The following is a 13,534-nucleotide window of genomic DNA, read 5'->3' as shown; positions in this document are numbered from 1 at the left end:
GAAAGCACCGGGTGCGGGCGCCGCTCACTTCGCGCCGGGGTGCAGCTGCGCGGCGAGGCCGTCGACGGCGTCGGCGGCACGCACCCCGAGCACGGCCGAGGACAGCGGCAGCACCGCGAACCGCTTGTTCTTGATCGCCGGTACGTTCTTGAGCGCCGGGTCGTTCAGCAGCCGCTCCTTCTTCGCGGCGACGCTGGTGCCGCCGTAGTCGTAGATCACGACGACGTCGGGCTTGCGGGCGATGACGCGTTCCCAGGAGACGTCGGCGAAGGACTTTTCGACGTCCGCGAAGACGTTGCGGCCGCCCGCGCGGCGGATGATGTCGTTGCCGAGCCCCTGACCGCCCGCGGTGAACGCGCTGGAGTCACCGGAGTCGTACACGAACACGGAGACCGGCTCGACGCCCTTGAGGCGTGCGGCGACGGAGTCGAGGCCCTTCTGTTCCCGCGCGATGAGCTTCTTGCCGCGCTCGGGGACGTTGAAGATCCGCGATACCTGCGTGACCTCGGTCTTGAGGTCATCGACGTCGATCGGCCCCTTGGCGCAGCTCTCGATGTTCAGGCGGGTGTTGATCCCGGACTTCTGGAATCCGGCGCGATCGCGGCCCTCGCCCTTGTCGAAGGCGCTGGCGTAGCCGCCGTACACGAAGTCCGGATTCGCGCCGAGCAGGGTCTCCTTCGACGGGTACTTCTCGGCGAGCACCTTCACCGAGTCGTACGCCTTCCGGTATTCGGGGCTGATCTTGTCGTCGAGGTAGGCGGTGCCCGCCATGCGGTCCTGCAGGCCCAGGGCGAGCAGGATCTCGGTGGTGTGCTGGTTGAGCGCGACGGCTCGCTTCGGCGCCTGCGTGAACGTGGTCTTCACTCCGCAGTTGGTGACCGTGTACGGAAAGCCGGCGGACGCGCCGCCCGCCTTGTCGTCGCTCTTGTCCGCACCGGATGAACCGGACGTGCCACACGCGGCGAGCGGAAGCAGCAGCAGAGACGTCAGAAGCGTGCGCGAGGCCGCGCCTATGCGGAGCATGTACATGCCTTTCCGAGGGATCCTCGTCCCCGGTCGGTACGGAAAGGCGGCCAGACAGTATCTGGCTTCCGGCCGCGCCCACGAGGGGCCGACCGGTCACAGTGGCGGGACCGCGCCGGATTCGCACCGACTTCCTGGCCCTGGCCGCCTCGGTTGAGTGAGCACAGTGTGCCAGACGGCGGATCGGGGCCCGCAGCCGCGCCCGCCGGGCGGCCCGCACCCCGGAAGCGCTCTATGCGGGTCCGCAGACGCCACCGGATACGGCACCGAATACAGCACGAAGGTGCTGGAGTTCTGGTCGATCCGCGGGGGTCGAGTGAGGGGTGGTACGGCGCGCTGCGGGCACTCCGGACGTCCGCAGGCGGAGCCGGGCGCGTCATCGTCTCGACCTCGACGCTGCGGGCCTACGTGCTGACCGCGGGTCTACGTGCCGGCTCCGGGGCTACGTTCTGGCCTCGGGCCTACGTTCTGGCTTCGGGCCTACGTGCTGGCACCGGGCCTACGTGCCGGGCTCGGGCCTACGTGCTGGCGAACATACCGGGCTCGTACGAACCCCCCGGGTTGTGCACGATCACGTTCATCCGGGTGGCCGCGTTCATCAGGGAGACCAGGCAGACCAGTGCCCCGACCTGGTCATCGTCGTAGTGCTTGCGCACCGCGGCCCAGGTCTCGTCGCACACGCCGTGGTCGCCGAGCCGGGTGCCTTCCTCGGTGAGCGCCAGCGCGGCCTGCTCGGCCTCGGTGAACATGGTGCTGTGCCGCCAGGCGGCCACCAGGCCCAGCCGGAGCGCGGTCTCCCCGGCGGCCCCGCGGCCTCCTTGGCGTGGGCGTCGACACAGAAGCCGCAGCCGTTGAGCTGGCCGACCCGGAGCTGTACCAGTTCCCGACTACGAGCGGCCGGACAAGGGACACATCCGAGCCGGTCACTCGCGGCGACCGCACGGACAGCGCCACCCAGGCGTTCGTCGCCCACCGCAACCTGCTGTTCACCGTCGCCTACGAGATGCTCGGCTCGGCCGCCGACGCCGAGGACGTCCTCCAGGAAACCTGGCTGCGGTGGGCGGGCGTCGACCACGACACCGTGCGGGACCAACGTGCGTACCTGGTCAGGATCGCCACCCGGCAAGCGCTGAGCCAACTGCGCACGCTCAGCCGACGCAAGGAGTCCTACGTCGGCCCCTGGCTGCCCGAACCGCTGCTGACCGCGCCCGACGTGGCCGAGGACGTCGAGCTGGCCGACAGCGTCTCGATGGCGATGCTGCTGGTACTGGAGACGCTCGCCCCGACCGAGCGGGCGGTGTTCGTGCTGCGCGAGGTGTTCGGCCTCGGGTACGACGACATCGCCGAGGCCGTCGACAAGAACCCGGCCGCGGTCCGCCAGATCGCCCACCGGGCACGCACCCGCGTCGCCGCCCGCCGACCGCGCAGGGCCGCCTCCGGTACCTCCGCTGCCTCCGCTGCCGGGACCCGCCGCACCGTCGAGGCGTTCCAGCAGGCAGTCGAAACGGGCGACTTGCGGCACCTGCTCGACGTCCTCGCGCCGGACGTCGTCCTGCTGACCGACGGCGGCGGAGCCGTACGGGCCGCACTGGCGCCCGTCGTGGGAGCCGGCCAGGTGGCTCACGTACTGGGCAAGATCGCCGCCGCCATGTCCCTGCAACCGGCACAGGTCAACGGCGACCCGGCACTGATCATCCGGCGGGACGGCGAGATCGACACCGTCATGGCGATGCGCATCGACGACGGCCTCGTCACCGGGCTCTACGCCGTGCGCAATCCCGAGAAGCTCTCACGTCTGGAGCGGGAGACCGCCCTGCGCCGTTGAGAACCTGAATGCGGAGAGTGCCTCGTGGGGGGGGGCGGCCAGTGCCGGTGGCTGTCAGGGCAGGGGCGGGGCCAGAGGGTTGTCTGGGGCCGGGGCCGCCGGGCCGAGTCGGCGGGGGGGCGGGCGCGGCCGTGGAAGGCGGCCTCCCTCGTTGCCGAGGCCGCACGGCGCGGAGCCGGGGCCGGGGCGAAGGCGTACAGCACCGCCGGGAAGGGCCGCTCCAGCAGTAGGTGATGACCGGGACCTCCGGGTAGAGCAGGCTCGCGGCTCGGGTCAGGATGTCGGCGGTGGGCAGGTGGACCCCACATCACAGGTGAAGACTGTTTCGTGCTCAAGTCCCTCGCCCGTTCCATGCGCCATCTCCAAACAACAACGGGCCGAATCGCCGAACTCGGCCACGTCACGACCAGCATCGTCTACTCACTCCAGCCCACCCCCCGAACCGCACGGTCACGACGATGGCCTCCTCACCGCCAGAGCGGCAAGATCGGTCGCATCGGCCTGCATGGCGCCCTTACGGCCCATCGAGGCTGCCCCAATGCCTGTACTTGTCCACGAACCGCACCATCACGGCGGCGAGCCGGTACCTCCGGTCAACGATCGAGCCGCCCGCCATCGGCAATGCCGGGGTACCAGGTCATCACAGTCGGCTCCCTGCCACGGCCCGTACCCGCCGGGTGTGCCGTGTCGCCTGGGACGCGGGGGGGGCGCTCCATGCCTTCTTGCTGAGAACGCGCGTCGAAAAACGTGCTTCGAAGGGGCATGCCGAGTGTCGTCCCCCTCCGGTGTGGTTTGGATTGCTCCGAAGAGTGAACCGAAGGTTCGCTGAGTGTCCCGGTGCGAAGCCTGGCAGTGCATCTTCACTTCCACAGAAGGAGAGAACAGTGCTGCGTCGCATCGCAACCGCCCTCGCCGTGGCGACCGTCGCCGGATTCCTGGCAGCGGGCCCTGCTACGGCCGCCAACGACGGCGGCGGCCGGACCGACAACGGCCGCTACTACAACGAGGGTCGTCACGCCGGCCACGAGAGCTACAACGTGGGCGGCCCCTACGGGGTCACCTACTCCGGCGCGACCGACAGCGGCTACAAGACCGGAGCCTCCTACCACCACAACCGCTGGTTCGATCTCGACGACTGACAGAGAACCTTGGGGGACCGACCTTGAACTGCCGACCATCCCGTACGGCCGGCAGTGAGGGCCACAGCGGAAGCCGCTCAGGCGGCTTTCCGCACCTCGCCGAGCGGTGGCGGCGGCGTGGGGTGGCCGGGCCCCCGCTTGAGCGCGACGGGGAGTAGTCAGCGCGTCGCCCCCTCAGTGGCCTTGCTCCTGAACGCCGCGACTCCTACGGCGGCGCCCAAGCCGGAGCCGCTCCCCACGAAGGCGTCGCGGCCGCGGAGCAGTTCACCTGAGCCCTCACCTCGCTCGGGGAGCGGGGCTGGCCGCTCTCGTCACCCCGCGAGTTCCTCGACGTCACCCTGCGCGCGGGGAACGACGAAGATCGCGAGGAGTACGCGGCGCGCCTGCCTGGAGGAGTTCGCAGAGCGGCATCGCGTGCGGCGGGAGGAACTGCTGCGCACGTACGGCCCGCAAAGCAAGCCCGCTTCGCACGGCCGGTACGCACTCGTCGGGCAGCCGGAATGCCCGGTCACCTGCGAATGCATGGACACCGACCCGTTCCTCATCCGCAGCCAGTGGAACAAGGCGCTGGAGGGCGTGCTGTTGGAGGACGTCCTCCTGGACGGCCTCGAATCGAGTTCGCGTGGAATCCACGCATCCGCCACAGCGGGTGAACACCGGCGCAGACGGGAACGAGCAACGGGCCGACCGCGACCCCGCGCACAGTTGGGGAACAGTGCTGCGGTGGCCACACCAGTTCAGCCGTGCTCCGCCGCGGCGACAGCGCCGGCGCCCGCCCTGCGAACCGCCCCCGTGCCGATCGGCGTGCTCCAAGCCGCCGTACCCCTACCCCCTCCTCGATGAGATGGCGCACGCCGACGAGGAGGAGGACGACCCTCGACACCGGGCCGCGATGGACCGGGCGGGCTGAGGGCGCGGCGGGCCATGGGTCGCCGCACTCCGGGGACAGGCCTCGGCGGTAGCGGAGGGTTGACCGAGGCCGTTCGTGGTGGTCCTAGGCGTGCCGATGCCGTCGTCGTGGCAAGCGGAACCGTGGAAACGGTTCGCTCATAGTTCCAGGATGCTCGCTACCAGTTCGCGGCGGCTGCGGACACCAGTCTTCGCGAAGACGCTCTTCAGGTGGTCCAGCACGGTGGCTACGGTCATTTGCTGTCCCCCGGCGATGGCCCGCGAGGACAGGCCGGCGACGACCCGCTCCAGAACGTCCCGTTCGCGCGGCGCGAGCCCGTAGGCGAGCAGCAGTACCTCGGTCACGTCGGCGGCCGGCACCGGGTGCATCGTCACGGCGAGGGGTGCCGGGCACAGGCGGCCGTCGCTCAGCGGCGAGGCGCGGACCGAGAGCCACCGGCCCGACCGGCCGCGGATCCGCCCGTAGGCCGGCAGTACCGGTGCCGCGCCCCTCCCCCGCGCGGCGACATCCAGGACGGCGATGGGCAGGACGGCGATGGGCAGTTCCGCCCTGGACCAGGCCAGTTCATTCCGCCAGAGTTTCGTGGCCGGAGTCTCCGAGAGCAGCCGCAAGTCCTGATCGAGCAGGAGCACACCCGCCTCGGCCGGGCCGGGAGCGGCGTCAACGGGCGCCCGGTGGACGGCCCGGTGGACGGCCCGGCGCAGGGCAGCGGCCACCGGGACGGAGAGCCGCCGCAGAACATCGACGTCGGCCGAGGTGAAGTCGGGCCGCTCACCGCCGCGGAACAGGGCGATGGCGCCCCAGCACCGGCGGTCCACCACGAAGCTCGCCCTCAGCTCGTGGCGCGTGTCGATCATCGGGAGCACGGCCCGGTACCGGTGGCTGGACTCCGGGTCACCGCCGGTGGCCGCACCGAGCGTGCCCGCGGGCACTTCGGAACGGGCGAGCGCCGCGAACTTCAGTACGTCGCCCACCAGATACTCATTGTGCGCAGCGGCTACGGTCGCGGCCGGCGTGAGCCCGGCGCTCACGTCGTCGGTGATCAGCAACGTCGTCGGGGCGATCGTGCCGAAACAGTAGGAGTCGGCCGGGACGAGCCGCGTCAGCCGCTCGGCGATCCGGCGTCGCAGTTCCCGGGAGCCGAGGTCGAGACGGCAGATCGCCTCGATGTCAACCGCGGTCTCACGCTGGGCCACCGGGGAACTCACCGGCCGTAGGGTATCCCGGAGGTGTGGGATGGCCTCGCGGATGCTCCGATGCCACCATCGGTCCGGAAGCCAGAAGGTATAAGGCAGCAGAAGGCAACAGGAGGTATTGGCACATGTCACCGTCCATACTCATTGTCGGACTTGATCCCGCGCTGGTGGACGACGCGCCCTCGTCGCGGGCGGCGTTCCCCGAGATCAACGCCGAAGTGGTCGTGGTCGACGTGGCCAAGGAGCGAGCCCGGCTCGAGGAGCTCGGCTTCACCGTCGAAGCATGCCTGCTCGACTACGGCCAGACGGCCGAGGCGGTCTATCGCGCCGCGCTGACCGGGAAGGACTACGACATCGTGGTGATCGGCGCCGGCATCCGGCTGGACCCGGTGCTGACCCCGGTCTTCGAAGTTCTGGTCGACGCCACCCGCGAACTCGCACCCCGCGCGCAGCTCTGTTTCAACGTGAGCCCGTCCACAACCGTCGAGGCCGTCCAGCGGTGGTGGCCCGAACGCAGGCCACTGGCCTAGTACTCCAGCCGGACCTACCCAGCAGTACTGGTCAACGACTTATTTGAGCACGGAGAGCACGGAGAGCACGGAGAGTGCGGCGGGCCCGGCGAGGGCCGGGGCCGCGAACATCTGGCGGGAGCACCACCGGACCTTCTCACCGGTCACGACGTTCACCCGCTCCCTGATGGCGTGGAACATGGGGTGGCTGCTCTCCGTCGTCGTGCTTCCTGTACCGACGGAGATGATCGGCGCCTTCGGCCACGACCGATTCGCGGGAGCGTTCTCCTACTCAACTCAACCCTCCTGGCCGACGTGGTCAGCCGGTACGCGATGCTGAGGATCCTGAAAACCACTCCGGCACTCCTCGACGAAGACGGCCAGGCAGCCCGCCAGAGGACCGAGGACTTGTACACCGAGAGCTACCTCAACGTCCTCGCCCTGGCCATCGCCATCGCTCTCGCCATCGCCATCGCTCTCGCCGTACCCGTCCTGCAGTACTACAGCCTGCTGCTGCTCGCCGTCCTGCCAAGACTGGCTCGTCTCCGACACCGGCGCACCGCCCGCTGACCGCTGGAACGGCCGACGCCCGGGCCCGGGTACCCGCCCGAGCATGACGCCAACGACGCCCTCAAACGCGTCCGCACCCGGCCATGCCGGCGGAACGTGAGCCTCCCGAACGGTGTCGATCAGGTCGGGGAACGCCAGTTGCGCGGACAGCCGGCCGTACGTCGGCGCCGTGCTCGTTCGTCAACGCGGCCGGCCTCGTCCGGAGCCCCTGCCCCGGACGGCGCAGATCGGCCGGCGAATCGCTTGGCCGACGCCCGGCAGAGAGATCACCATGTGGGAATGTCTGAGACCCGGCCCTCTGCCGCACCCGCTGTGGTGCGGCTTGCCCAGTACACGAAGACGGACCAGGAAGAGATCCTCGGCAACGATGACGATCCCTTCGGCGTCGCCTGGACCGGCCTGACCTGGCTGCCGAAAGAAGAACACTTCGGCGCCAGAGACGCGGACCGGCTCGTGGCACACGTCGGACTGCTGCGGCTGCCCATCGCGATCGGCGACACCGAGACGGAAGTGGTGGGCGTCGGCGGGGTGGCCGTCGCACCCCGCATGCAAGGCCAGGGTCTGGCACGACTCGTCCTCACGACCGCGTTGGAACACGCCCGCACGATGGGCCCTCAGCACGCGCTCCTGTTCTGCCGACCTCCTCTCCTACCGATCTACCAGCGCCTCGGATGGCACCCGCTCGACACGGACGTACTCGTCGAACAGCCCGAAGCCCGCCTGGTGACCATGCCGCTACGGACCATGGTGACGCCCCTGCACGACGGCGCCCACTGGCCCTCAGGCCCAGTGCGGCTGCTCTCACTCCCCATGTGACGAGCGCGGACAGCGCCAGACAACCGAACGCGGCCCGGGGAGCCGTCTCACAACCGCGCCCTCGGGCGCGGTGACGACCGTCTCGTCCCGTCACGGTGGACCAGGCCGACGCCAGATGGCGACAGTTGTCCATCAACCGACCGTCGAGACGAGCCGCCCCGGAGGCGTTTCTACTGTTCTACTGTGCGTCGGCTCCGCGAGCGTGTGGGCGACAAGAGCACTGGCGTGACCGTGCCCCAGGCCATCGGGCGGCGACCGCCCGGGAGTTCGTGTGCTGGTTGGTTGTCCGGTCGGCTTCGTTTCGGGCGCCGGCCGCGTGCTGATGGGCCCGGCAGGATGCCGAGTCGACGTGCGGTGGTCACTCCACCGGCCCCCGACCACCCGACGGCAGCAGTGCGGCTCCAGAAGCGACCACTCGCGGTGCGTCAGATCTCCCGACACATGACCGCCCGACGCATGACCGGACCACCGAAGGAGCGGCCAATCAGAAGGCCACGTCATCCGCCGTCCGTCGGACAGAACCTAGCCTCCCTACCCTGCGAGCGTGTCCAGGACGTCCGCGACCGGGGTGGGATCCAGCGGGCCGACGTGTGACGCCCCAGGGAAATCGTGCACGCGGAAGCGGTTGCCGGGTGTGGACGCGTCGGCTTCCGCGATCATTCTGCTCTGGAGCGCGGTGGCGATCGTACGGTCCCTGCCGAAACGCAGGTACGTACGGGGAATGCGTCCCCAGCTGCCGGCCCGGCCGACCGCCCGGCCCGCATAGGCGGCGACGGGCTCGTCGGTCTGCATGCCGGCCAGCATCCGGCGGAAGTCGGCGTCGGGGTAGTCCGCACAGATCATCTCCTTCAGGAGGGCCAACTCACCGCTGACCCCCGTACGGAAGTTCAGCCGCAGCACCCCGAGCCGGTCCGGGTCGCCCACCGTCAGCTCCACCGGACTGACGGCGTTCGCGTTCTCGGGCGCCGCCGTGCAGGCGTCCGCCGTGGGCAGGACGCGGCTGGGACAGAAGGCCGCCATGTAGCAGATGTGGTGCAGCAGGTGCGGAACGGCGTCGGCGACACGGCTGACCGACACGCCGCCCAGGCTGTGCCCGACCAGCACCACCGGGCCGTTCCGTGCGGCCTGCCGCACGATGCCCGTGACGCGCGCCTCGTAGTCGTCCAGCCCGAGACCCTTCAGCGGGGAGGGCTCGACCGCCATCGCCGCGAGGTCCTGCCGCTGGTACGACTCCGCCACGAAAGCCTCCGCCCCGTGCCCCGGCTGGTCCACCATCACGACGCGATGGCCGCGCAGCACCAACTCCCGCGCAACCGGCATCCAGAACGCACCGGCGCTGTGAGTACCGTGCACCAGCACGTACGTTCCGCGCCCGCGCCGCGAGGCCGCCGCGGCGGGCGAGGTCCCGAGCCCGGTGGACAGCGCCATGCCCCCCACCGCGAGCCCCAGCCCACGCAGCGCCGTCCGCCGAGTGGTGCCTTCTCGTTCTTCGTTCGTGTCATTCATCATAAACACAACGCTACGAACGGCCCGTTCGGCCCACCAGCGGTCCAGCACCCCCACAGAGGTGGACCCAGAACCACCCTGCCACGCAACTCACAGGCCCCGGCCCGCGCGCCGTGAGCGACCGGACCGCGCGGGCGGCCCGAACCGCCCCCGCGCGTTCCCGCCCCCTCGCGATCGCAGTGACCTGCGACGACGCCAGGTCAGGCACACGATCCGCCGGACAGGGCCTAACGGCATACCTGAACCGACGACCAGCCGGTCCGGACGAACTGCCTAGCCGCACAGCGCGTCGTCGAGGGTCTGGTCGATGGGCTTGCCGATGCGCTCGTCGGCTGGCCAGTCGGCGAGGTTCGCGGAGAGCACCACGCGCCGCTCACCGTCCCGCGAGGTGAACGCGAGCGTGGCGTAGCCGGGGATGCCGCCGGTGTGGCCGATCGCTGTGCGCCCGCAGCTCAGTTTGAGTTCCTTGAGCCCGAGTCCGTACCGCTCGCCGGTCTCCCCGGTGGCCACGGTGCGGTTCATCTCCTTCCACTGCGCGGGCCGCAGCAGTTCCCCGGACGTCAGCGCCGTCAGCAGCCTGTCCATGTCCCGCGGGGTGGAGACGATCTCCCCGGCCGGGCCTGCGAAGGACGGGTTGAGGGCGCTGATGTCAGCCTTGCCCAGGTAGCCGTGGGCGTGTGGGCCGGGGATGGCGGAGCGGTCGCCGGGTACGAACGTGTGGCGCAGCCCCAGCGGCGCGATGACCCGGTCCCGTACCTCAGCGGCGTACGAGTGGCCGGTCACGCGCTCGATGATCAGTCCGGCGATGAGGTAGTTGGTGTTGGAGTAGCCGTAGTCCGTGCCGGGCGGGAAGTCGGCGGTCTCGGCCGCGGCCCGCCGCACCTGGTCGGCCATGTCGTGGTGGCGGAAGCGCGTACGGATGAACTCATCGCCCTGCGGCAGGTCCCGCGCGATGTCGTGCAGCCCGCTGGTGTGCTGGAGCGCCATCCTTACGGTGATCTCGTCGCCCTGGGGTACCAGCCCCACCAGCCCCGACGGCAGATAGCGCGAGAGGGGCGCGTCCAGCGACACCTCCCCTTCTCCGACGAGTTGGAGCAGCGTCACCGCCGTGAACAACTTGGTGGCACTGCCGATGCGGAACTGTCCGTCGCGCGGCACCGGAGTTCTCCCGGCTTTCGTCGCGCTGCCGGACCTGGCCAGCCAGGTCCGACCCCCCTCGGTCACTCTCGCTTGCGCCCCGACCGCGCCGCTCCGGGTCAGCAGGTCCAGATCGCGCTGGATCGCGTCGGCCGTACCGGTTGTACCAGTTGCACCAGGGTCGGACGCCGCCGCGGTGGGGAGGGTTAGTGAGCCCACCGCCGCAGTGGCGAGCAGGCAGGTGAGCAGGGTCCGGGAGACGCGCATGGTGCCCCTTGGTGTCGTGTGCCGAACAGTTCCGTACGCCCACCCCACACCCTGCTTCTCCGCAGGTCACGGGGGCCATCCCTCGTCCTGGGGTGGGGAGTTCCCGAACCTTGTCGTCAGGCGCGGGGAGCAACGGCTCAGTTCACGCCCACTGCACGTCGGTCAACGACACACCGGACCAGCGAGCAGGTAATCCAAACGAAGGCGCACCTCGCTGGTCCTGGTCGGCAGCGCGAGGACGGCGTCGGTGTCGAAGCTCAGGCCGGTCTCTGAAATTACCTGCCTCGATCATGCGAGGTCTCTTCGTCGTCCACCACCCGCGTTTGCTTCTCTCGCCGCAGGGAGCGTCGCAAGAGCATCGCCGGCCTGATTGCCAAGTACATGATCGAAAACACCGCGCAGCGGGACGCCAGCTCAGAGCTCCATGCCCTGTCTGTCAGAAGGGTTACGGCGGTACCCGCCGCAATGCCCAGGACGACAGGCACTCCTACCCACAGCCACCATCGCCTCATAACCGGCGGATACCCCAGAGGGAAGGCCCTACTTCGATGGCAGTCGGTCCGACGTCGCTGTCGAAGGACAGCGGCGCAGAGCTCGGAGCCGATCGCGAGTTCGCCAGCACCGAGGAGCCTCGGATCCCCGAGCTGCTCATCGGCGTCGCCGAACAGATCGTCGTCCCGTCACCGCGCTGCCCGGCCCGGGCGCGGGCAACAAGCCCCAAGCCCCAAGCCCCAAGCCCCAAAACAACCGTCTCCACCGTCATCGAGCGATCACCAGCGCCCCACTCCACTCCCCCAACCAACCCACCGCTACTGAGCACATCACGTCACCGACGCGCCTTCACCGCACGAACAACCACCCCGCCCCCGGCCACCCGGCCGGAGGCTTCGTGTTGCCCGGAGGAAACCATCGTGCCCACCTCACCCCGGACCCGGCTACCGGCCATGGCTCCTTGCCGGCCTCCCGCCAGGCCCGGTGTTCTCCGTCACAGGCATCCCCGCCGGCCGGGCTTCTTCGGCGGCGCGCTGATCTGGTCGGGGAACTCGCCTGCTAGCCCGCGGTAGCCGTCGTCGGCCTCGGCCTTGATCTGCGGGCGGAGCCGGAACTGTTCGGCGATCCCCCCTCCCCGCTCGGCCGTCCGGTCGTGCATCCGGCCGGGCCTGACCACGCCGGAGAACAGAGCGCGTTCCTCAGCATCGCTGAAGCTGATGGTCTTCATCATGTTCTGCTTGGTCTTGCCCGAGACGAACACCTTCCGGACCGGCCGGTGAGCCTGCGATCGGCGTACCTGGGTCTCGGTGCCGTCGATGCGCAGCTCGATATTCTCGGCCCCCGCGTAGGTGAACAGGTCCTCCAAGGTGTGGATCCGGATGCCGGGCCGATCGGGGAGAGCGAACCCGCGGGCCGCGAGCAGGGCCGTATCTCCCGCACCACCGCCGGGGCCCTGGAGCCGGTCCACCCCGTACAACTCCGCCAACGCGGCGTGCGGCAGCCGGTGACACAGCCAGATCAGGGCGACCAGCAGCCTGTCGGTGAACACCAGCTTCACCTTGCGTCCCGCCCCGGCGGGACGCTTGCGAAGACCCCCACGCCTCTCGGCCCGGTCCGACTCCCGCGCCGCCTCCCGGTGCGGCGCCAACTCGACAACCAGCTCGACGAAGTGCTGACGCCGCCCAACCCTGACACTGCGTCAGTCCCGCTCAGCTATGCGGTACAAGCTTCAACCGCATCCGGAGGTAGTCGTGGTCCAGCGGTCCTGGACGGCGCGCTCCATCCGGCCGCCACCCGTTACGGGCGTAGAACCGCTGCGCGCGGGTGTTGGACGCCCAGCACTCCAGCACACCCTCAGCGCATCCGGCGGCCGCGGCCAGTGCGACGAATTCCCGGTGCAGGGCCCCACCCACCCCGCGCCCCCAGGTGTGCGCCAATACCCCGATCTGGTACAGCTCGTAGTACGTCGAGGCGTCCAGGTCTTCGTGGTGCGATGGCCCGGCAGTGAGCAGCCCGACCACCGTCCCGTCCAGGTCTTCCGCGACCAGCGTGGTGCGCGCCGGCGAGACCAGCACCCGCGCCCAGGCGTCGCGCCGTTCCCTCCATGCGCTCGGGTCGGTGAGTTCCTCCTCGGGCAGGCCGCCCGCCGTGTAGTACGCGGTCCGGGTTCGGGTGTGCACGTCGGCAAGGACGTCAGCGTCCCCGGCGGTCGCCTCACGCAGTCGGAAACCTTGATCCATGCCCCTCTGGACGCCTGCACCCACCCGACTGGTTCCCCTACAGGCCCCATCGGCGGCCAGGCATGACTCGCGACGAGACACTCGGCTGCCATCACGACAGCAAGATCGATCAGGGGATATGACTCGCCCCGCTCAATTACTCCCAAGGCCATAAGGCGGTCGATGACAGCGCGGGCCTCACCGATGGTGTGAAGGAGGTTGATGCGGCTCTTCTCATTCCGATCCGTTCCGTTCCGTCCGCAGGATCTTCTGCCAGGCGCCCGCGGTGCCGCGCTGCGGCGACGGCCGGGCGTCCTGGCCGCCGTGGACGAGAGATCGTACGACAGCCCAGCGTCAGGGGAGGCTCATCTCAGAGCAGAAGGCCGCCCCCGCCGCGCGGGGCATCCCCTGGGGAAGGCCGCCCGT

The 13,534-nt window shown here is 69.8% G+C and carries 13 protein-coding genes, 2 pseudogenes and 1 riboswitch; of the genes and pseudogenes, 7 read left to right on the top strand and 8 right to left on the bottom strand.

Annotation, left to right across the window (positions count from 1 at the left end):
• Positions 1–24 precede the first annotated feature (24 nt).
• Both AB0I49_RS00755 and AB0I49_RS00750 read right to left on the bottom strand, forming a co-directional pair.
• Complete coding sequence (locus tag AB0I49_RS00755; RefSeq protein ID WP_363224537.1) at positions 25–1,023, bottom strand: ABC transporter substrate-binding protein; 999 nt, start codon at positions 1,021–1,023, stop codon at positions 25–27.
• A 35-nt stretch (positions 1,024–1,058) separates the two neighbouring features.
• Positions 1,059–1,190, bottom strand: a riboswitch (cobalamin riboswitch).
• 351 nt (positions 1,191–1,541) lie between these two features.
• A pseudogene (locus AB0I49_RS00750) lies at positions 1,542–1,981 on the bottom strand (carboxymuconolactone decarboxylase family protein).
• Between AB0I49_RS00750 and AB0I49_RS00745 the strand changes: the two are divergent.
• The 3 genes and pseudogenes from AB0I49_RS00745 to AB0I49_RS00735 all read left to right on the top strand — a co-directional run bounded on the left by AB0I49_RS00745 (position 1,895) and on the right by AB0I49_RS00735 (position 3,987).
• Entirely contained in the window at positions 1,895–2,848 is a 954-nt protein-coding gene (locus tag AB0I49_RS00745) for an RNA polymerase sigma-70 factor (RefSeq protein ID WP_363224949.1), read from the top strand. The pseudogene AB0I49_RS00750 and the gene AB0I49_RS00745 overlap by 87 nt on opposite strands.
• A 303-nt stretch (positions 2,849–3,151) precedes the next feature.
• A pseudogene (locus AB0I49_RS00740) lies at positions 3,152–3,304 on the top strand (Lrp/AsnC ligand binding domain-containing protein); the annotation flags it as partial.
• 428 nt (positions 3,305–3,732) lie between these two features.
• Positions 3,733–3,987 (top strand): hypothetical protein, encoded by a 255-nt coding sequence (locus AB0I49_RS00735; protein ID WP_363224536.1) that lies wholly within the window; start codon positions 3,733–3,735, stop codon positions 3,985–3,987.
• Between the two features lie 1,047 nt (positions 3,988–5,034).
• Here the strand turns inward: AB0I49_RS00735 and AB0I49_RS00730 are convergent.
• Positions 5,035–6,105 carry a helix-turn-helix transcriptional regulator gene (locus tag AB0I49_RS00730; protein WP_363224535.1) on the bottom strand — a complete coding sequence of 357 codons (1,071 nt, stop codon included), beginning with the start codon at positions 6,103–6,105 and terminating at the stop codon, positions 5,035–5,037.
• Positions 6,106–6,218: 113 nt separating this feature from the next.
• On the opposite strand from AB0I49_RS00730, the gene AB0I49_RS00725 reads away from it, so the two are divergent.
• The 4 genes from AB0I49_RS00725 (at position 6,219) to AB0I49_RS00710 (ending at position 7,988) form a co-directional block, all read left to right on the top strand.
• Positions 6,219–6,623 carry a hypothetical protein gene (locus tag AB0I49_RS00725; RefSeq protein WP_363224534.1) on the top strand — a complete coding sequence of 135 codons (405 nt, stop codon included), beginning with the start codon at positions 6,219–6,221 and terminating at the stop codon, positions 6,621–6,623.
• 43 nt (positions 6,624–6,666) lie between these two features.
• Positions 6,667–6,942 carry a TMEM175 family protein gene (locus tag AB0I49_RS00720; protein ID WP_363224532.1) on the top strand — a complete coding sequence of 92 codons (276 nt, stop codon included), beginning with the start codon at positions 6,667–6,669 and terminating at the stop codon, positions 6,940–6,942.
• Between the two features lie 68 nt (positions 6,943–7,010).
• A complete protein-coding gene (locus AB0I49_RS00715) occupies positions 7,011–7,172 on the top strand; it encodes a hypothetical protein (RefSeq protein ID WP_363224530.1) in 162 nt (53 codons plus the stop codon).
• Between the two features lie 279 nt (positions 7,173–7,451).
• Positions 7,452–7,988, top strand: coding sequence for a GNAT family N-acetyltransferase (locus AB0I49_RS00710; protein WP_363224529.1), 537 nt, complete (start codon positions 7,452–7,454; stop codon positions 7,986–7,988).
• Positions 7,989–8,120: 132 nt separating this feature from the next.
• Here the strand turns inward: AB0I49_RS00710 and AB0I49_RS00705 are convergent, their stop codons facing one another.
• From AB0I49_RS00705 to AB0I49_RS00685, 5 genes are all read right to left on the bottom strand, one after another.
• Positions 8,121–8,312, bottom strand: a complete 192-nt coding sequence (locus AB0I49_RS00705) for a hypothetical protein (protein WP_363224948.1) — start codon at positions 8,310–8,312, stop codon at positions 8,121–8,123.
• Positions 8,313–8,519: 207 nt separating this feature from the next.
• The gene (locus AB0I49_RS00700) at positions 8,520–9,503 is read right to left on the bottom strand and encodes an alpha/beta hydrolase (protein WP_363224528.1); all 984 of its coding nucleotides are present in this window, start codon (positions 9,501–9,503) and stop codon (positions 8,520–8,522) included.
• A 264-nt stretch (positions 9,504–9,767) separates the two neighbouring features.
• A complete protein-coding gene (locus AB0I49_RS00695) occupies positions 9,768–10,898 on the bottom strand; it encodes a serine hydrolase domain-containing protein (RefSeq protein WP_363224527.1) in 1,131 nt (376 codons plus the stop codon).
• 985 nt (positions 10,899–11,883) lie between these two features.
• Positions 11,884–12,438, bottom strand: coding sequence for a transposase family protein (locus AB0I49_RS00690; RefSeq protein WP_363224526.1), 555 nt, complete (start codon positions 12,436–12,438; stop codon positions 11,884–11,886).
• A 160-nt stretch (positions 12,439–12,598) separates the two neighbouring features.
• Positions 12,599–13,069 (bottom strand): GNAT family N-acetyltransferase, encoded by a 471-nt coding sequence (locus tag AB0I49_RS00685; protein ID WP_363224525.1) that lies wholly within the window; start codon positions 13,067–13,069, stop codon positions 12,599–12,601.
• Between the last annotated feature and the right edge of the window lie 465 nt (positions 13,070–13,534).

The organism is Streptomyces sp. NPDC050617 (assembly GCF_040654795.1).
Classification (GTDB): Bacteria; Actinomycetota; Actinomycetes; order Streptomycetales; family Streptomycetaceae; genus Streptomyces.
The sequence above is the reverse complement of the archived record's forward strand: the minus strand, read 5'-3'. Positions and strand labels throughout refer to the sequence as shown.